At 65.2% G+C, this 17,802-nt stretch carries 19 protein-coding genes; 8 read left to right on the top strand and 11 right to left on the bottom strand.

Going from position 1 to position 17,802, the window contains the following annotated elements; all coding sequences use genetic code 11:
* Positions 1–14: 14 nt before the first annotated feature.
* From AC0L2L_RS17725 to AC0L2L_RS17715, 3 genes are all read right to left on the bottom strand, one after another.
* Positions 15–395, bottom strand: a complete 381-nt coding sequence (locus AC0L2L_RS17725) for a YciI family protein (RefSeq protein WP_473579854.1) — start codon at positions 393–395, stop codon at positions 15–17.
* A gap of 94 nt (positions 396–489) precedes the next feature.
* Complete coding sequence (locus AC0L2L_RS17720; RefSeq protein WP_473579853.1) at positions 490–1,899, bottom strand: ATP-binding protein; 1,410 nt, start codon at positions 1,897–1,899, stop codon at positions 490–492.
* On the bottom strand, positions 1,896–2,612 hold the full coding sequence (locus tag AC0L2L_RS17715; protein WP_473579852.1) for a response regulator: 717 nt from the start codon (positions 2,610–2,612) through the stop codon (positions 1,896–1,898). Before AC0L2L_RS17715 ends, AC0L2L_RS17720 begins: the two co-directional genes overlap by 4 nt.
* A 237-nt stretch (positions 2,613–2,849) precedes the next feature.
* Between AC0L2L_RS17715 and AC0L2L_RS17710 the strand changes: the two genes are divergently transcribed.
* The 4 genes from AC0L2L_RS17710 (at position 2,850) to clpS (ending at position 4,369) form a co-directional block, all read left to right on the top strand.
* Entirely contained in the window at positions 2,850–3,152 is a 303-nt protein-coding gene (locus tag AC0L2L_RS17710) for a hypothetical protein (protein WP_027164993.1), read from the top strand.
* Positions 3,153–3,189: 37 nt separating this feature from the next.
* Positions 3,190–3,441 carry a hypothetical protein gene (locus AC0L2L_RS17705; RefSeq protein ID WP_473579851.1) on the top strand — a complete coding sequence of 84 codons (252 nt, stop codon included), beginning with the start codon at positions 3,190–3,192 and terminating at the stop codon, positions 3,439–3,441.
* Positions 3,442–3,590: 149 nt separating this feature from the next.
* A complete protein-coding gene (locus AC0L2L_RS17700; protein ID WP_473579850.1) occupies positions 3,591–3,935 on the top strand; it encodes a hypothetical protein in 345 nt (114 codons plus the stop codon).
* 128 nt (positions 3,936–4,063) lie between these two features.
* Entirely contained in the window at positions 4,064–4,369 is a 306-nt protein-coding gene (gene clpS / locus AC0L2L_RS17695; protein ID WP_473579849.1) for an ATP-dependent Clp protease adapter ClpS, read from the top strand.
* A gap of 171 nt (positions 4,370–4,540) precedes the next feature.
* Here clpS and AC0L2L_RS17690 read toward each other — a convergent pair whose 3' ends face one another.
* From AC0L2L_RS17690 to AC0L2L_RS17675, 4 genes are read right to left on the bottom strand one after another with little or no spacing between them, the layout of a single operon-like run.
* Entirely contained in the window at positions 4,541–6,628 is a 2,088-nt protein-coding gene (locus AC0L2L_RS17690; protein ID WP_473579848.1) for a hypothetical protein, read from the bottom strand.
* 3 nt (positions 6,629–6,631) lie between these two features.
* Positions 6,632–9,451, bottom strand: coding sequence for a DUF4159 domain-containing protein (locus AC0L2L_RS17685; protein WP_473579847.1), 2,820 nt, complete (start codon positions 9,449–9,451; stop codon positions 6,632–6,634).
* Positions 9,448–10,362, bottom strand: coding sequence for a DUF58 domain-containing protein (locus AC0L2L_RS17680; RefSeq protein ID WP_473579846.1), 915 nt, complete (start codon positions 10,360–10,362; stop codon positions 9,448–9,450). The genes AC0L2L_RS17685 and AC0L2L_RS17680 overlap by 4 nt, the downstream gene beginning before the upstream one ends.
* Positions 10,362–11,366, bottom strand: a complete 1,005-nt coding sequence (locus AC0L2L_RS17675; RefSeq protein WP_473579845.1) for an AAA family ATPase — start codon at positions 11,364–11,366, stop codon at positions 10,362–10,364. The genes AC0L2L_RS17680 and AC0L2L_RS17675 overlap by 1 nt, the downstream gene beginning before the upstream one ends.
* 154 nt (positions 11,367–11,520) lie before the next feature.
* On the opposite strand from AC0L2L_RS17675, the gene AC0L2L_RS17670 reads away from it, so the two are divergent.
* Genes AC0L2L_RS17670 through AC0L2L_RS17660 form a run of 3 tightly spaced genes read left to right on the top strand, consistent with a single transcriptional unit; the run spans position 11,521 to position 14,062 of the window.
* Complete coding sequence (locus AC0L2L_RS17670) at positions 11,521–12,165, top strand: DUF1285 domain-containing protein (protein ID WP_473579863.1); 645 nt, start codon at positions 11,521–11,523, stop codon at positions 12,163–12,165.
* On the top strand, positions 12,165–12,797 hold the full coding sequence (locus AC0L2L_RS17665; RefSeq protein ID WP_473579844.1) for a CoA pyrophosphatase: 633 nt from the start codon (positions 12,165–12,167) through the stop codon (positions 12,795–12,797). The genes AC0L2L_RS17670 and AC0L2L_RS17665 overlap by 1 nt, the downstream gene beginning before the upstream one ends.
* Positions 12,794–14,062, top strand: a complete 1,269-nt coding sequence (locus AC0L2L_RS17660) for a CCA tRNA nucleotidyltransferase (RefSeq protein ID WP_473579843.1) — start codon at positions 12,794–12,796, stop codon at positions 14,060–14,062. Before AC0L2L_RS17665 ends, AC0L2L_RS17660 begins: the two co-directional genes overlap by 4 nt.
* 12 nt (positions 14,063–14,074) lie before the next feature.
* On the opposite strand, the gene AC0L2L_RS17655 is transcribed toward AC0L2L_RS17660, so the two are convergent.
* The 3 genes from AC0L2L_RS17655 to hemF all read right to left on the bottom strand — a co-directional run bounded on the left by AC0L2L_RS17655 (position 14,075) and on the right by hemF (position 16,153).
* Entirely contained in the window at positions 14,075–14,260 is a 186-nt protein-coding gene (locus AC0L2L_RS17655) for a DUF1059 domain-containing protein (protein WP_027164980.1), read from the bottom strand.
* Positions 14,261–14,722: 462 nt separating this feature from the next.
* Entirely contained in the window at positions 14,723–14,983 is a 261-nt protein-coding gene (locus AC0L2L_RS17650; protein ID WP_027164979.1) for a DUF1344 domain-containing protein, read from the bottom strand.
* A gap of 255 nt (positions 14,984–15,238) precedes the next feature.
* On the bottom strand, positions 15,239–16,153 hold the full coding sequence (gene hemF / locus AC0L2L_RS17645; protein ID WP_473579842.1) for an oxygen-dependent coproporphyrinogen oxidase: 915 nt from the start codon (positions 16,151–16,153) through the stop codon (positions 15,239–15,241).
* A 121-nt stretch (positions 16,154–16,274) separates the two neighbouring features.
* Between hemF and AC0L2L_RS17640 the strand changes: the two genes are divergently transcribed.
* A complete protein-coding gene (locus AC0L2L_RS17640; protein WP_027164977.1) occupies positions 16,275–16,532 on the top strand; it encodes a hypothetical protein in 258 nt (85 codons plus the stop codon).
* 30 nt (positions 16,533–16,562) lie between these two features.
* On the opposite strand, the gene AC0L2L_RS17635 is transcribed toward AC0L2L_RS17640, so the two are convergent.
* Entirely contained in the window at positions 16,563–17,768 is a 1,206-nt protein-coding gene (locus tag AC0L2L_RS17635) for a glycosyltransferase family 4 protein (protein WP_473579841.1), read from the bottom strand.
* Positions 17,769–17,802: the final 34 nt, after the last annotated feature.

Below are 17,802 nucleotides of genomic sequence, written 5' to 3'. Positions count from 1 at the left end.
GTGGCAGGCTCTTCTCACTCCTCGCCAGCAGCCAGCGGCGCGCCTGGCAGATAGAGCATGATCGGCCGGATCTCGTAGACGGCGGAGGGATTGACGCGCTTCAAGTCGCGCGCGGCCGCGATCGCCTCGTCCTGGTTCGCGCAGTCGAGGACATAAAGGCCGAGCAATTGCTCCTTGGTTTCGGCGAAGGGACCGTCGATGACCATGCCGTCCCCCGGACCGCGCAGCGTCACGGCATCGGCCGTCGCGCCGAGCCTGGCCGCCGGCCCGAGCTTGCCCTCGCGCGTCAGCCTGTCGTTGACCTCGAGCAGGTCTTTCATCAACGCGGCATCCTCATCGGGCGTCCAGGACTGGACGGCCTCTTCGACGTGATAGGCAAGGACAGCGTAGAACATGGTGTGGTTTCCTCATGCCGAGACGGGCGGCACTATCACAAGGAAGAGCCGGCCGATCCAGTAGCGTAGTGAGGTCAGGCAGCCGCCTGCTGACTCAACTTGCCACGGGCAGCCGCAGTTCGGTCAGCAGGCCGCCGCCGGGATAATTGGAAAGATCGACCTCGCCGCCCGCTCCACGGGCGATGTTGCGGGCGATGGTGAGGCCGAGGCCGAGTCCGCCGGTCGTGCGGTTGCGCGATTCCTCCAGTCGCACGAAGGAGCCGAACACCGCGTCCAGTTTCGCCTGCGGGATGCCGGGGCCTTCGTCGCGGATCGAAAGCGTGATCGTGTCGCCCGATCGCCGCACGCCGAGATGCGCCCTCTTGCCGTAGGTCACCGCGTTCTGGATGAGATTGGTGACACAGCGGCGCAGCGCCACCGGCCGCGCAACGCAGATCAGGCCGCGCGAAGGGGTCGCATCTTCGTCTAAGGACGCGCCGTCGAAGGAGTCCGCGACCGATTCCACCAGCGACCAGAAATCGATCCGCTCGGCCTTTTCCTCGGTCACCTCGAATTTGGCGAAGTCGATGACCGAGCTGGCGATGCTTTCGATGTCGGCGAGGTCGTGCGCAAGCGCCTCGCGCGCCGGCGACCTGCGTAGAAGTTCGAGGCGCAGGCGCATTCGCGTCAGCGGCGTGCGCAGATCATGCGCCAGCGCCGCCGCAAGGTGCTCGCGGTCCTCGACATAATCGCGCAGCCGCGTCTGCATGGCGTTGATCGCCTTTGCCGCGGCGCGGATCTCGCGGCTGCCGCTCTCGGCGATCGGCGGGCTCTTCAGGTCGTTGCCGATGCGCTTGACCGCCGTTTCCATCATCCGGTAAGGCGCGGTCAGCCGGCGCAGCGACCAGATCGACATAACGACGACCAGCCCGGCAATCAGCGAGTAGAGCGGCAGGCTGTCGAGGCTCAGAATCGGCCCCGGCGGCGTGATCGGCTCGGTGAAGTTCAGCCACTGTCCGTCCGCAAAGCGCAGCGATGCGGTCAGCTTGTCGCTCTGGGCAAAATCGGCTGCCAGAACCAGCAGGTCGCGCTCGACCTGGCCGACATCCTTGTTCACCGCCTGGCCGTCCGGGACATCGGCCTCCTGGGTGGCCGGATCGCGTCGCACGCGCGCGTCGGTGACGCCGAACTTCGACAGGCGGCCGACCAGGATGTCCTCCAACTCGGCCAGCTGGTCGTCGCCGGCGATCGAAGAGGTGACGGCGGGCGTGTCCGAAACCGTCAGCGCATAGGTCGAGTTGAACAAACCGGACGCGGTCGCCTTGCGCTCTTCGGGCGTGGCGTCATGCATCAGTTGCACCAGCGAATAAGCACGGTCGTTCAACCGGTAGAGATCGACCACGCTGTTGGCGGCGGCGCGATCGCGCGCGACGATGTAGAGCGTCGCGACCTGGCTGATCATGAGGCCGGCAATGACGATGAGCAGCACCCAGACAGGCAGGGTCTGCGGCAGGAAGCGTTTCATTCGGACGTCGTCTCGGGCAGGAACTGGTAGCCGCCGCTGCGTACGGTCAGGATCAGTTTCGGCGTCTTCGGATCGTCTTCCATCTTGCGGCGCAGGCGGCTCACCAGAATGTCGACGCTGCGGTCGAAGCTGTAGCCGGAGTCGCCGCCGGAAAGCTCGATCAACTGCTCGCGAGTAAGCACGCGTTGCGCGCTCTTGACGAAGGTCTGCAGCAGGTTGAACTCCGCCATCGTCAGTTCCACCCGGACATCGTCGGGCGCCGTCAGGCGGCGGCGCGCGAAATCCATTGTCCAGCCGGCAAAGCGGTAGATCTGCCTGGCTGTGGGGCGACGCGGCTCGGCGCTGCCGTTGCGTCGCAGCACGGCGCGGATGCGGGCCAGAAGCTCGCGTGGATCGAAGGGCTTCGGGACATAGTCGTCAGCGCCCATTTCGAGGCCCACCACGCGGTCGGTCGTTTCGGTGACCGCGGTCAGCATGATGATCGGCGTGGCATAGTTGGCACGGATATCGCGGCAAAGCTCGAGTCCGCTTCTGCCGGGCAGCATTACGTCGAGAACGATCAGGTCCACCGGCGTGCGGCGCAGGACCGCTTCCATCTCGGTGCCGTCGCCGGCCACCGTCGTGCGCAGCCCGCGCTTCTGGAAAAACTCCTGCAGCAGGTCACGTATGCCCTTGTCGTCGTCGACGATCAGTATGTGCGCGTCTGATTTCACTCGAAACCTATGATCCTGTTGCCTGGCATCCCTTAGCCGATCCACCCACACGATAGAATTCGGGCCACATGTTGGCCAGTGCCGCGATCGTCGCGCGAACCCGATCCCCCAGAAACAATCCAGAAACAAAATTCTACAGTCGGGAAAAACTGGTGAAAAGTTTCAAGGGCATAACTGATGCCGTGGCGGTCGGGTCATCGGCTGCGACGCGAGTTTCCGGAGTTACGGACGAGACCAATGCAGAGGTTCTGGATCAGCGTGACGGGTGCTTTGCTCAGCATATCGCTCGTGACCGCAGCGGCCGGCGCCTCCACCGCAAAGGTCGCGCCGCTCACCCGGAGCGAGCGCTGCACCAATCTGAGCCGTCAAGTTGACGAAGCCCTCGAAACCCATGCCGCGGCAACGCAGGTCACCGCGGCGAAAGCACTGCAAAGAAAGGGAATCCGGTTCTGCGCCAACAAGAAGCAGGCGCAGGGAATCCGGATGCTCGCAAATGCTTTGAAGCTGCTTGGAGTGACACCGGTCGATCCCGCTCAGTGACGCTCATCCAGACCTGCAAAAAGAAGGAAATGAAGCCATGAAGAAGTCCATCCTCTCCGCCCTCGGCCTCGGTGTTGCTCTCGCTTTCGCGATGCCGGCTCTCGGCAACGCCGCCGCCACGACGACCGCTGCCCCGGCTGCTTCGACCGCGACCACCACGGCTGTTCCGGCCGACAGCACCGCGAAGCCGGTGAAGAAAGTCGCCAAGAAGACCGTCAAGAAGCACAAGAAGGCTGCCACGAAGAAGGTCATCAATAAGACCGACAAGAAGGACGCCCCGAAGACCTGAACCAGGTCTCGGCATCATCTTGCAAAGCCGCTCCGGCCATTTCGGCCGGAGCGGCTTACGCGCGACAGAAGCCTCCCAGCCGGCAGCTTCCGCCGCGCCTGTTGCAGCGCTTAACCCGATCGCAATGCCGGTGATGTAGGGCAATCCGCATGAAGAAGCGGTTTTCGTCCCTGATGCGCTCGCTGACCATCGGTGGCCTGATCGCCACCGCGGCGGCGCGATCGTTGATCATTTTTACCGCAAGCCCCGTTCCGGATCCCGCCAGCGGCCGGACCGAGCCCGAGCTCTTCGCGCCGGCGATCTCATCGAGTTTCGACTATATCACCCCGGCGCAATCCTGGGTCCTGATCGTGCTGACCGGCATAACGCTGATCGGCCTTGCCGGCTGGATATTCTTTGCGTTCATGGAACGCGGCTCGAGCATCGATGGCGGCTCCGTCCCGGGCAAACCGGGAACCGCGATGCGCCGTCCGGTCGGACGCCAGGGCCGTTGACCCGCCGGCGGCGCTTCCCCACATAAGGTCGATCGTCCAATCCGTCGCCAGCCGCGCGGAGGGTTGGACGTGTGTTTTCCCGCGTGACAAAATGAGAGCGAGAACCCAGTTGCTCGCTGCTGGATACGATGCCCGAAACCGTTATCAAACCCCGCGTCAAGACGCAGCCGAAGACCGAGCGGCCGAAGCTCTACAAGCTCATCCTGGTCAACGACGATTTCACGCCGCGCGAGTTCGTGGTGACTGTGCTCAAAGGCGAGTTCAAACTGAGCGAGGATCAGGCGCACCGCGTCATGATCACGGCGCATACGCGCGGCGTGTGCGTCGTCGCGGTGTTTACGCGCGACATTGCCGAGACCAAGGCCACGCGGGCGACGGATGCCGGCAAGGCCAAGGGCTATCCGCTGCTGTTCACGACAGAGCCGGAAGAGTAGGGGCTTCTTTTCTTCCCTCGCCCCGTTTACGGGGAGAGGGACAGCGAGGCCGGCTTGCCGGCCGAGCAGGGTGAGGGGTGAGGCAAGCTCCGACTTCAATCCAAGGATGGCGCCGCCCCTCATCCGCCCTTCGGGCACCTTCTTCCCGTGGAACGGGGAGAAGGAAAGGGATTACCGCCCTTCGCGATACCACATCGAGCCGATGGCGAGCAGCAGCAGGCCGAGGCCGAGGAAGCCGCCGAACAACGGCACGCGCGATACGGCCTTGAGCGCGCTGTCGTCGGTGGTGCGCAGGCCGATCCAGTCGTCGCCCGCAGCGGCCGCCGAAGAGCGGATCGGCACGATCGACGGCAAGGTGACGCCGCCGGCGAGATTGCCGAGCGTCGATGACGGAGCCAGCCGCCGCACGCTGCCGCCGGTCGCCTCGGCAGGCGCCTTCAGCCTATCCTCGGTTGAGATCACGTCCGAGAATTCCGGCGCGTTGATCGGGCCGACATGCGCAAGCGCGGTGAGATCGCCATTGCCGATCTGGTAAAGGCCGATCTCACTGGTCTGCAGGCTGCCGGTAAAAATCCCGGGCTCGGACTTTTCGAGCTTTACCGTCACCGTTTTGCCCGAGGGCGTGATCACCTGGGCCGGGCCAGGGTCGTCGCTCATCGTCTGACGGCGGATTTCAAGCATCATGCCGCGGCCGTCGGCGGTCAGCCGCTCCTCTTCCAGTTCCGGCTCCTTCATCAGCCAGTGGGCGATGCGGCGGTAGAGCTGCACATGCGGGCCGCCGCTTTCGAAGCCGCGCGCCCATAGCCAGCCCTGGTCAGATAAGAGCATGCCGACACGGCCTTCGCCCTTGCGGTCGAGCAGCAGCAGGGGCCGGTCGTCGGCGCCCTTCATCACCACTTCGCCTTCCGGATTCTTGACGCCGATGGTGCGGAACCAGCGGCTCCAATGCGGGGGGTCGCTCGCCGAGCCATCGAGCCCGCGCGTCACCGGATGACGCTGGCCGAGATCCGTCAGGCGCGGATAGAAGGCCTTGTCCACCACCTCGCCGGTCGGCATTGCCGGCAGCGCGCTGTTCAACGGCGTGCGCGCGATCGAGTTTTCGCCGGCATATTCGGGACCGGCGGCAATCAGCAGCGCGCCGCCCTTTTCGACATATTCGGAGATGTAATCGTAATAGAGGATCGGCAGCACGTCGCGGTGCTGGTAGCGGTCGAAGATGATCAGGTCGAAATCCTTGATCTTCTCGACGAACAGCTCACGCGTCGGGAAGGCGATCAGCGACAACTCGTTGATCGGCGTGCCGTCCTGCTTTTCCGGCGGACGCAGAATGGTGAAGTGGACGAGATCGACCGACGCATCCGACTTCAAAAGGTTGCGCCAGGTGCGCTCGCCGGCATGTGGCTCGCCGGAAACCAAGAGCACGCGCAGGTTCTCGCGGATGCCGTCGACCAGCGCAATCGCCCGGTTGTTGGCGTCGGTCAGTTCGCCCGGCTCGCGGTCGATGCCGAGCTGGACGATGTTGCGGCCGGCATTGGGGATGGTGACCGAGAGCTTCATCGGCTGTCCGACGGTCGCGTGCTCGACCGAGACTTGCTCGCCATTGACCGAGACGCGCACATCCACCGGAGCGCCATTGCCTTCCGTCGAAATGACGCGGTAGGTCATGTCGAGCGGCTTGCCGACGAGGCCGAAGCGCGGCGCGTTCTCGAAGCGGATGCGGCGGTCCTTCTCATGCTCGTTGCCGGTGATCAGCGCATGCAGCGGCGCGTTGAACTCCGGCGTTCCGGCAGGCGCATCATGCACCTCGCCGTCGGTGATCATGATCGCGCCGCCAATGCGCGACGGCGGCACGTCGCGGAAGGTGCCCTCTAGCGCGCTGAACAGCCTGGTTTCGGTGCGCTCGTCGGCGGCTTCGGATTTGCCGGCCTCGACGACGCGGACATCGAACTGCTTGAAGCGGGCAAGACGCTGCTGCAACCCGGCCAGCGCCTCGTCGGTCTGCTTGGTGCGGTCGCCGATGTCCTGGCTCTGGCTGCGGTCGACGACAAGGGCGACGACGCTCTTCAGCGCGTCGCGCTCCTCGGCGAGAAAGACAGGGTTGAGCAATGCCGCGGCAAGCGCGAGCAGCGCGACGAAGCGCAGCGCCGAGCCGCGCTGGCGGAACCACAGGCCGACCAGCGCCAGCAGCAGCAACGGCACGAAGAGCAGGCCGAAGAGCGGCCAGGAGACGAGCGGTTCGAAAGAGATCGACCAGTTCATGACCTATTGCCCCAGCCGTTCGAGCAGCACGGGCACATGCACCTGGTCGGATTTGTAGTTGCCGGTCAGCATGTACATCATGATGTTGACACCGGCGCGCAGCGCATAGACGCGCTGCATCGGGTCCGGCGGCACGGTCGGCAGCATCGGATCGCCGTTCTCGTCGACCGCCCAGGCGCCGGCGAAATCGTTGGCGGTGATCATGATCGGCGAGACGCCGTCGCCGGTGCGCACCGGGCGGTTCTCGGTGTTGCTGGCGTCGAGCGAGGCCTCGACCCATAGCGGGCTGCCGTTGAAGCGGCCGGGGAACTCCGGAAGGATGAAGAAGGATTTGGTCAGCACATGGTCCGACGGCACCGGCTCCAGCGGCGGCACGTTGAGATTGCCGAGGATGTCGCGCAGCCGCTCGGTCGCCGGGCTTGCCGAGCCGGCGCCGATGCCGTTTGAAAACTGGTCGCGCGTATCGAACAGGACAGTGCCGCCCTGCTGCATGTAGGCATCGATGCGGGCGATCGCCGCCTGGCTGGGCATCGGCGCCGATGCATCGATCGGCCAATAAATCAGGGGAAAGAAGGACAGCTCGTCCTTGGCGATATCGACGCCGGCCGGCGGGCCGGGCTCGAGCGCGGTCTTTTCGATCAGGAAACGCGTCAGGCCTTCGAGGCCGGCGCGGCTGATCGAATCGACGCCGGGCTCGCCGGTGATCACATAGGCCATGCGGGTCTTCGAAATATCCTCGATCGCCTGGGCGTCGCCGGGCTTCGAATCGTCGGCGCGAGCAAGATCGGCATGGCCGACGAGGCCGCCGAGCACGACCAGAACGGCTGCGGCGGTCGCCACCGCGGCACGCCGCGGCCGGCGCGTCAGCAGGCCGCCCATCCAGAACACGGCCAAAGTGTCGAGCACCATCAACAGAAGCGCAATGGCGACCAGCGGCCCCTTGAGGTTCTCCGATTCGTCGAAGGCGTAGGGAATGGCTGTGACCGGCAGCGAAACCTGCGGGCGCGCCAGCGGCGCGAACGTGCTCGAAGCGTTGAGAAGATTATGTGCGAAGACGCCGGTTTCCGAGCCGTAAAGACCGGGCGGGTTTTCCAGCGTCACCGGCAGCGGGCCGGCTCCGGGCACCAGCGGCCGTGCATCCGGCGAAGGCGGCGTCAGCATGCCGTCGGCGCCGATCATGCGGTAGGGCGCGAGCGATGCGGCGGTGGCTTCGGCATTGGCGATCGCGGCGCCCTGGTTGCGCGACAATTGCACGACGCGCCTCAGCATCTCGACGAAGCTGCCGGAGATCGGCAGGTTCGACCATGTCGCCTCGGGCGTGACATGGAAGAGCACCAGCGTGCCCTTGTCCTTCTTCATGCCCGTCACCAGCGGCGTGCCGTCGGCAAGCGTCGCCCAGGTGCGCTCGACGATGTCGGGCGTCGGCTCGGCCAGAACCTGCCGGCTCACCGTCACTTCGGAGGGCGGGGAAAGATCGGCGAACGGACCATTCTTCGGGAATTCGGTGACCGCCTGCGGTGTCGTCCACGACAGAGCACCACCCAGCGCGCGCTCGCCGCTGCGCAGCCGGACCGGCAGCAGATCATCGTCATTGCCGGCCGCGGCAAGGCGCGGGCCGGCAAAACGCACCAGCGTGCCGCCCTTGTCGACCCAGTCGACCAGCCGCTGCTTGACCTGCTGCGGGATGGTGCCGACATCGGCCATGACGATCATCGCCGGCTTCTGGTCGAGAAGCTGCGGAATGGCGTCGGCGAGGTCGGCGCTCGACGGCTCGACCAGATCGGCGAAGGGCTGCAGGGCGCGGCGGATGTAATAGAGCGGCGACAGAAGCGGCTGCGCCTGGTCGGCCTCGGCCTGCGACAGCAGGCCGACGCGCCGCCGTTTCGAGCTTTCGTCCAGCACGCGCACGGCGCCGGCCTGATGCTCGCCGTCGAGTGCAATCGAGGCGAAGTCGTTGCGCAGCTCGAACGGGACCGCCATCGTGGCCGTGGCGGTGGCTTCGCCCGGCGCGAAGGTCAGCGTCGCATCGGCGATGCGGCGGCCCTTGTCGTCGAAGGCGCCCGCGGTGACCTGCGCCGGCGCCGGATCGCCCGGCGCGCGAATGGCGGTCAGCGCAAAGCCGTCGACCTGGTTGTCGGCGCCGATCAGGCCAGTCACCGAAGGCCGGTCGGATGTGGCCCAGACCAGCCGCGCCGCGTTCTTTTCGAGAAGCGTCTTGAAGGCGGCGTCGTCGCCTTTGGCGGCAAGCCCATCGGCGAGCACCGCAACGCTTGCGCCCGGCAGGCGCTCCAAGGCGGCGGCGACGCGGGCGTAGACGGCTGGACGATCCGTGGGGACCGGCCGCGGCTTGGCGGCGCGCAGGTGATCGAGCGCGACCGAGGCATCGAAAGGGCCGATCTCGGCATTGGGTTTCTCGGCGGTGAAGGCGATCACCACCGGCACGCCGTTCGAGCCGGCATCGGCGATCAGCCGCTCGGCGGTGGCGACGCGCTTGCTCCAGTCGGCGGCGCTCGCCCAGCCATTGTCGATGACAAGCGCCAGGGCAGCACCTTCCGCCGGCAGTTTCTCGCGCGGATTGAAGACCGGCTCGGCCAGCGCCATCACGACCAGCGCCGCCATCAGCAGCCGAAGCAGCGTCAGCCACCAGGGGCTTTGCTGCGGGGTTTCTTCGCGCCTAAGGACCCGGGCGAGGATTCTGAGCGGCGGGAAAACCTCCGTTTGCGGCCTGGGCGGGGTGAGCCGCAGCAGCCACCAGATCACCGGCAGCGCCAGGAGGCCCCACAGCACCACGGGTGCTCCGAAGGAAAGCGGCAGCCAGCTCATGCGACCGCCTTTCCGAGATTGGTGCCGTCGGCGGTCATCGCCAAGTGGACGCCCACCAGCGCCTCGGAGGCGAGACGGTCAGTATGGTTGACGGTGTAGCTCCAGCCGAGACGCTTGCACCAGGCGGCCAGTTCCTCGCGGCGAGCCCGGTAAAGCAGGCGATATTCCTCGGCCAGCGTCTCGGCGCGGCCGGCGGTCAGCTTATCGCCGGTCTCCGGATCGGTGAACTCGGTGCGGCCGGCATAGGGGAAGGTTTCCTCGGCCGGGTCGGCCACCTCGATCAGATGGGCACGCACGCCGTGGCGCGCGAGCACGTCGAGCCAGGCCGTGGTTTCCTCGACCGGATCGAGGAAGTCGCTGACCAGGACGATGTCGCAGAAGCGGCGGATGGCCGATAGGTCGGGCTTGGCCGGCAGCGCGGCGGCATGGCTGAGCTGGGCGGCGATGCGCTCGGCGCCGTTGCGGGCCGTGAACGGGTCGGCCAGGCCCGGCCAGGCGATGCGCTCGCCGCTGCGCGACAAAAGCTCCGCCAAGGCGAGCGCCAGCACCAGCGCGCGCGATTCCTTGGAAACGGCGGCGCCCGCCGATTTATAGAGCATGGAAGGCGATGGATCGGCCCAGAGCCAGACGGTGTGCGCGGCTTCCCACTCGCGGTCGCGTACATAGATATGGTCGTCCCTAGCCGAGCGGCGCCAGTCGATGCGCGAGGAATCGCCTTCGACATAGGGCCGGAACTGCCAGAAATTCTCGCCGATGCCGCGCTTGCGGCGGCCGTGCCAGCCGGCGATCACCGTGTTGACGATGCGGCGCGCCTCGACCAGCAGGTCCGGCACCAGTGAAGCCCGCAGCCGGCCACGGGCGAGCGCGTCGCGCGTCGCAACCGGTGCCTGGACCTCGCCTATTCGACCCATCAGATGCCTTTTGCCAGTTTCGCCACCACGTCACGCACCGAAGTGCCTTCGGCGCGGGCGGCGAAAGTCAGCGCCATGCGATGCTGCAGCACCGGTTCGGCCAAAGCGCGAACGTCGTCGACCGAGGGCGCCAACCTGCCATCATATAGAGCGCGCGCGCGGGCGCACAGGGTCAGCGCCTGGCTGGCGCGCGGGCCCGGCCCCCAGGCGACGTGCTTGTCGGTCTCGGCATTGCCCTGGCCCGGCCTGGCCGAACGCACCAGCTTGAGGATCGCCTCGACGACGCTTTCCGGCACCGGCATGCGGCGGATCAGCGTCTGGATTTCCCTCAATCTGGCCGGCTGCAGCACGTTGTCGGCCTTTGCCTCGTCGACGCCGGTGGTTTCAAGCAGGATGCGGCGTTCCGCCTCGATTTCCGGGTAAAGGATGTCGACCTGCATCAGGAAACGGTCGAGCTGGGCCTCGGGGAGGGGATAGGTGCCTTCCTGCTCCAGCGGGTTCTGCGTCGCCAGCACATGGAACGGCGAGGGCAGGTCGTGGCGAACACCGGCGATGGTCACGTGATATTCCTGCATCGCCTGCAACAGCGCCGATTGCGTGCGCGGCGAGGCGCGGTTGATCTCGTCGGCCATCAGCAATTGCGTGAAGATCGGACCGGAAATGAAGCGGAAGGAACGCTTGCCGAACTCGTCCTGCTCCATCACTTCCGAGCCAAGGATATCCGACGGCATCAGGTCGGGCGTGAACTGGACACGGCGCGAATCAAGGCCGAGCACGATGCCCAGCGTTTCGACCAGCTTGGTCTTGGCAAGGCCCGGCACGCCGACCAGCAGCGCATGGCCGCCCGCCAGCAGCGCCACCAGCGTGCGCTCGACGACCGCTTCCTGGCCGAAGATCACCCGGCCGACCGCGTCGCGGACCCTGGAGATGTCGGCAAGCGCCTTTTCGGCTTCCTCGATCATCGCTTTTTCGCTGATCGGGCTTTCCTTGATCATCACGCTCATGCCGTTCGATCCTTGTGGTTGGAAATACCGGCCTGCATTCTCAACGTCGCAGGATGCCGCGATTCGGCTTCGCCTGGCGCCTGCATTCGAACTTAAATCACAGACTTGCGCCGACAAGGCTGACAATCGGGACAACAGTGACTATTTCGTGACCATGGCCGAACGCAGCGAACATCGTGAGCAAAGCCCGAGCGAACAGAGCCTGACCGGCGCCACCGAGGCGCGCGGCCTGGAAGCGCTGATCTCGCGGGCCGCGCGGGCCGGCAAGGGGCCGGCGCCGGTCGAGCGCTGGAACCCCGACTTCTGCGGCGACCTCGACATGGAGATCAAGGCCGACGGCACCTGGTTCTATCTCGGCACGCCGATCGGGCGCATGCCGCTGGTACAGCTTTTTTCCAGCGTGCTGCGCAAGGATGCGGACGGCAAGACCTATCTTGTGACGCCGGTCGAGCGGGTCGGGATCCGCGTCGCCGACGCGCCGTTCATCGCCGTCGAAATGAACGTGTCAGGAAGCGGCGACGACCAGGTCGTCACCTTCCGCACCAATGTCGGCGATGTCGTCGCCGCCGGACCCGGTCATCCGCTGCGCTTCGTCGACGAAGACGAAACCGGCGGGCTGAAACCCTATGTCCTGGTGCGCGGACGGCTGGAGGCGCTGGTGGCGCGGCCGGTGATGTATGAATTGGTCGAGCATGGCGAGGAGATCGATATCGGCGGCAAGGCGATGTTCGCCGTCCGCTCGGGCGGCGAGGTCTATCCGATCATGCCGGCCGAGAAGCTGAAACGGCTGAGCGCGTGATGGACCAGGTGACGCCGGCACCGTTTTCGATCGCTGATTTTCGCGCCCGCGTCGCGGCGCAGGCCGAAATCGCTCCCGGCGACGATTTCGGCGACCATCGCTTCAATCCCGGCCACCCGAGGCTCAAGCACGTCAAGCCGCTGCGCGACGCGGCGGTGCTGATCCCGGTCGTCGACCATGCCGAGGGCGCCACGGTGCTGTTCACCAAGCGCGCCGAGAAGCTGCGCAGCCATTCCGGCCAAGTGGCTTTCCCGGGCGGCACCATCGATGCGACCGATCCTGGCCCTGAAGCCACCGCCCTGCGCGAGACCTTCGAGGAGATCGGCCTCGATCGCGACCACATCGAGATCATTGGCCGCATGCCGGATTATGTGTCGGGCAGCGGCTACCGCATCGTGCCGGTGCTTGCCATCGTCCGGCCGGGCTTTTCGCTGACGCTCAATGCCGACGAGGTCGATGCGGCCTTCGAGGTGCCCCTGAGTTTCCTGATGGACCCGGCCAACCACGCGCGCGACAGCCGTTTCTGGAACGACCTCGAATGGTTCTTCTACGATATGCCCTATGGTGGCCAGCGCATCTGGGGCGTCACCGCCGGCATCGTCCGCACCCTCTATGAAAGGCTCTATGCGTGAGCGCCGAGGTGTCTCTCTCGGGCCGGGCCGATTGGCTGGGCGACAAGCACTTGCAGCAATTGCTGGCCGTGCTGAAGCAGGGCGGCGAGGAAGCGCGTGTCGCCGGCGGCGCGGTGCGCAACACGCTGCTCGGACAGCCGGTCGCCGACATCGACATCGCCACGTCCACCTTGCCGAAAGAGACCCTCCGACGCGCCGGGGCGGCCGGCTTCAAGACGGCGCCGACCGGCATCGAGCACGGCACCATCACCGTGATTACGGGCGGCAAGCCCTATGAAGTCACCACGCTGCGTGCCGACATCGAGACCGACGGCAGGCGGGCGAAAGTGACCTTCGGGCGCGACTGGAAGCTTGACGCCGAGCGGCGCGACTTCACCATCAACGCGCTCTATGCCGAAGCCGACGGGACGGTCGTCGATCTTGTCGGCGGCATCGCCGATATCGAGGCGCGGCGGCTGCGTTTCATCGGCGACGCGGAAGCGCGCATCCGCGAGGACTATCTGCGCATCCTGCGCTTTTTCCGCTTCTTTGCCTGGTATGGCGACGGACGGCCGGACGCGGAAGGGCTAAAGGCCTGCGCCAGGCTGAAGGACGGGCTTGCCCAGCTTTCGGCCGAACGTGTCTGGTCCGAACTGAAGAAGCTCTTGTCGGCCCCGGATCCTTCGCGCGCCCTGCTGTGGATGCGCCAGGCGGGCGTGCTGTCCGCAGCACTTCCGGAAAGCGAGAAGTGGGGCATCGACGCCGTCCACGGCCTGGTCAGGACCGGGGCGGATCTCGGCTGGAGCGCCGATCCGATGCTGAGACTGGAGGCGATCGTCCCCCCTGATGCCGTGCGCATGAAGACGCTTGCCAAGCGGCTGCGACTTTCGAACGGAGAGGCCGATCGCCTGCGGCATTGGGCGCTAACCGTCGCCCCGGATGCGAAGGCAACCGAGACCGAACTGGCCAAAAAACTCTATTACGGCGATCGCGACGGCTATCTCGATCGCATCAGGCTGGCGCTCGCCGCCGCTCGGACGCGTGCCGTGGAGGACAATCAGGCGATGATGGAAGCCGGCGGCTTTTCCCGCCTGCTCAATTTCACCCTGAAATGGGAAAAGCCGGTGTTTCCGATCAAAGGCGCCGACCTGACCGGACTTGGCGCGCCGCCGGGGCCGAAGCTCGGCGCCACGCTGAAGAACCTCGAAAAGGAGTGGGTCGGGTCGGGATTCACGCTGGAACGCGGCGCGCTCATGGAACGCGCCGCGCAGGCACTGCAAACCTGAAGATATTAAGGCTCAGGCCGCGTCGCGGACCTTCTGGATGCGCGAACGGATCGCCTCGATCATCGTCTCGCGGATGATGGTCTCACCATGCGTCTCGCGCATATGCTCGACGGCGCGGCGCATGACCTCGGCTTCCTCGTCGGCGCGCGTGTGCCAGTCACAGCCGGGAACCAGCGATCCGCATTGAAATTCCTTCATGGGTTTTCCTTTCCTCGCTTTGGAGCTGCCCAGCCCGGCCGCTCCAGCCATTGTTTTTTATGCAATCCGTCGGAAGCAGGGGCGCGTTTTCGCGGAATTGCTCGGATGGATATCAATAACACATGCCGCCGTTTTCGGTTGCATGAAGAGTAGCCAGGGGCGGTCGGCGCGGCAAAACCCACGAAACCGAAAGGCGGAGCAAGGATGCTCCGCCTTTCGCGTTGCCTGAGCCTGGCTAAAGCGTGTCGCGCTGAAACGGATTCAGGCGACACGCTTTAAAGTCTTTGTTTTTATGCATGTCGTTGTCCCAGAACCGCTGCACACTTTTGGGCGACATGCATTAGAGCCGGACAATTTCAGATCAAGTCGACCTGAAATCTGAATCCGGCTCCAAATCAAAGAGATAGAGCATGATGTCGCCCGAAAACCGCTTCACACCTTTCGGCATCATGCTCAGCGCCGCTACTTCATGATCTTGACGGCCTCGGCAATTTTGTTCTTGCCGCTGATGTCCCAGGACACGCGGACCTTCTCGCCGGCCTGAATGCCGGGATCCTTGAAGGCCTTGGACAGCGTGAAAGTCGATCCATTGTCCAGAACAAGGCTCTTGGCCGTTCCATCAAAGCTCTTCACGGTGCCGGTGGTGTGCTTGACCGCCGCGAACGCGGCGCCACCGGAGGCGAGAAAGGCAGCGGCTGCTGCCGTCACGATCAGCTTGCGCATAGCATGCTCTCCTGGATGCGGGTGCCCCGTTCGGCAGGCACCCTCTTGATCGGGGCCGTCAAGTCGCGTCGGGTCACGGCCCGCGGGAGACCGCAATCTCCGCTTCTGCCGCCGGCGCTTCCCGACCCGGAAACGTTAAATACATCAATTCTTTCAAAAGGATATTAGACGAAAAAGATATCGTCCCTGCCACAATGCCGGCCAAGATTCAGCGAATGGGACAGCAATGCGGCGACGCCCGCGCTCACCGGATTGTTACGGCCATTTTACCTCAGGCGGCAGGCTGGAGAGGATCGAGGCGACATTGCCGCCGGTCTTCAGGCCGAAGATGGTGCCGCGATCGTGAAGCAAGTTGAATTCGACATAGCGGCCGCGCCGGATGAGCTGTTCGTCGCGCTCGTCATCGGTCCAGGTCTGGTTGAAGTTGCCCCGCACCAGATGGGCATAGACGACGAGGAAAGAGCGTCCGACATCCTGGACGAAATTGAAATCGGCATTCCAGCCGCCCTCGTCCTCCTCCGAATGCAGCCAGTCGAAGAAGATGCCGCCGACGCCGCGCGGCTCATTGCGGTGGGGCAGGAAGAAATACTCGTCGCACCAGGCTTTGAATTTCGGATAGTCGGCCACCGCGGGGTTCTTGTCGCAGGCGAACTGCATGGCGCGATGGAAAGCAATCGTGTCCGGATCGTCCTGGTTGCGGCGACGGTCGAGCACCGGCGTCAGATCCGCGCCACCGCCGAACCACTGGCGCGTGGTGACCACCATGCGCGTATTCATATGTACGGCCGGCACATTGGGATTCCAGGGGTGGGCAATCAGCGAGATGCCGCTTGCCCAGAAGCGCGGGTCCTCCTCGGCGCCGGGAATCTGCTTCCTGAACTCAGGCGAGAATTCACCATGGACGGTCGAGGTGTGCACGCCGACCTTCTCGAAGACGCGGCCGCGCATCATCGACATGGTGCCGCCGCCACCGCGGCCTTCGTCGCGCTCCCACGGGGTCTTTTCGAAATGACCGGGCGACCATGACGCTTGCGGTCCGATCAGTTCCTGCTCGATCTGCTCGAAGGTGGCGCAGATGCGTTCGCGCAAAGTCTCGAACCAGAGGCGGGCCTTCATCTTCTTCTGCTCGATGTCGGCCGGCAGGCCCACGGGAAGGTCAGGTCTTTCCAATTCGGTCTCCAGCCATAGGCACGCCTGCCTGACAAATGACTCGTTTTTTCTGCGCGCGATCCCTAATCTCTTGGAGACAAGGGTCAAGTCCTGTCTGACCCAGGTGCAAAGGAGTTGCTTCGTGCGCACCCCGGCGAGACCGCCGCTGGATGGCTTGAAGAAGAGGCTGGAACGCTCGCGGGCCGAGCGCATAAACCAGCCGCGTGACGGATTCCTGCGCGAGACCTTCGTGTTGCCGCGGCCCGACGCGCGCCTCAAGGCGAAGGAGTGGTTCGAGCGTTTCCCGAAACAGGCCTACTGGACCGAGATCGAAAGCTGGTTCGAACGTCCAGGCGACGTTATCGAGTTCACCATGCGGCGGCTGCCGGCGGCCGATTAAGGCGCGCTGCGAACGTAGCTACCTTCGATGTCAGCCGGGAACTTCCCGAGTTGGCCGCAGCAACGCCCTGTAGGTGGCCAGCATCGCATCGGCCGAACGTCCGGTGTCGATGATCGACTGCCGCGCTGCCGCGCGCATCCGCTCCAGGGCCGCTTCGTCGCCGACCAGCCCGGCAACGCGCGGCGTCAGCGCCTCCGGGATTGAGACCGGAGCGATGAAGCCGTTGATGCCTTCGCGGATGATGAGCGCCGTGTCGCCGACATCGGTGGCGGCCACCGGGCAACCCATTGCCAGCGCCTCAAGCATCGTGAGCGGCGTGCCTTCGATGCGCGAAGGCAGCACCATGATGCTGCAGGCGGCGTAAAACTGTGGCATCGCCGCCCGATCGAGGCGAGGCAAATGATGGAGGCGGTCGGCGATGCCGGCGGTACGGGCCGCATCGCGAAACGCTTTGGTCATTCGACCGTCGCCTAGCACCAGCAAGCGGACATGGGAATGGGCGGCGAGGATAGGCGCGGCCACCGCCAGAAAGGCGAGCGGACGCTTTTCCTCGCTCATCCGTCCGACGAAGCCGATGACAAAAGCGCCATCCTCGATGTCGAAGCGTCCGCGGGCTGCGTGGCGGTCAACGCTTTGCGGGTTGAAAACGCCTTGGTAATCTACGCCGTTGGGGATGACAGCCACCGTCCCGGAACCGGCACCGCCACGCGTAAACGAGCGCCCGATACTTTCGTTCACCGCGATGAGGCGATCAATGTGAAGCCCGGCGCGGAGCGCCGACGCCAGATGCCCCTTCGGCGCATCATTGTGCATGATGTCGTAGCTCAGGATCGCCGGAAATCGTGTCTTGATCCGCTCCAGATTGGCATAGAGGAAGCGCGATCCGCTCGACAGGATCGCCCGGGAATCGCGTGAGGCCATAAGCGCGGCGACGAAGTCGAACCAATGCCGCCGACTGAGCAGATTCGGCAAATGGTAGATTTCGGGGGTGATTGCCGCGAATGCCGGCGCCAACGCCTGGTCGCCGCGCTCGGTGGTGACGATGCTGAGGCGCCATTCGGCCTTGAGGCTGTCCAGGATATCGGCAAGCAGCACTTCGGCGCCGCCGATCGGCAGCCAAGGCACCAGGACGAGCAAGTGCGGCCGCAGGTCCGCATCATCGCGCGGCGACCGCGCCAGGGCGGAAAACAGCTCTCGAGATACGGCGGCGCGAGGCCTCAGCTGAAGGCGAGCCATCAGCCGGCGCCATTTTTCTTTTGTGCCCGACCAG

The sequence above is a fragment of the Mesorhizobium sp. WSM4832 genome (assembly GCF_055811115.1).
This window is presented reverse-complemented; position numbering and strand designations above follow the sequence as displayed.